This window comes from Microcystis sp. T1-4, assembly GCF_000297435.1.
Classification (GTDB): Bacteria; Cyanobacteriota; Cyanobacteriia; order Cyanobacteriales; family Microcystaceae; genus Microcystis.
Map to the genome: position 1 here is coordinate 1 of NZ_CAIP01000345.1, position 708 is coordinate 708.

At 35.9% G+C, this 708-nt stretch carries 1 protein-coding gene; it reads right to left on the reverse strand.

The window, feature by feature from the left end; all coding sequences use genetic code 11:
• A partial coding sequence (locus MICAI_RS17010) for a helix-turn-helix domain-containing protein (protein ID WP_039900445.1) occupies positions 1–634 on the reverse strand: 634 nt, incomplete at its 3' end.
• Positions 635–708 lie beyond the last annotated feature (74 nt).

The following is a 708-nucleotide window of genomic DNA, read 5'->3' on the forward strand; positions in this document are numbered from 1 at the left end:
CATTTAATGCTCCTAAAACATTGAAGCGTTTACGCCCGCTCGGTGACTTAACAAAAAGTCTCTCAAAACACCAAACAAAACCGAGAAAAGCTCCCATAACAAAGTGAGCGGCATCAACAAAAAAAACAGCCCTTTTTCCTTCTTTAGCCTCATTTAGTCTTGGTTCTAGCTTTTTTTCTTTGTAGTCTTCTTGTTCATCTGGGTCAGCTTTAGAAGGAAGAGAACCTACTTTTAAACATTTCATTCCCAAGGATTTTAAGAATTTCCTCACTTGGGTAGGACTTCGTTTTATTCCTGTCAATTCTTCTATCCTATATACAGCTTCATTTATTGTGGCTGGTGGATTTTTCTCGAAGTATTTTTTGAGCGTTTCTTTTTGAGACTCTAATTCACTTTTAGGGCGATAGAAGTTGATTTCTTTTAATTTTTCTATTCCGCCTTCTTCATAATCTCGAAGATAGGTTAATAAGGTATTTGGCGAGATTCCTGCTAACTGACAAATTTTTTTGTGCGGTATCTTTTGGCTCTTTAACCAGAGAACTTCCATCTTCAGTTGAACCCGGGGATGGGGATGATGAAATCTTTCATAATACAGTGAGTTCTTTTCTTCTTCCGTGAATTCTAGGTTAATCATGTTTTTAATGAGTGCTTTGCTTCTAATTATGACTCTTAAACTATATTATTGTCCTTGAGTAAAAAATGCAAGTT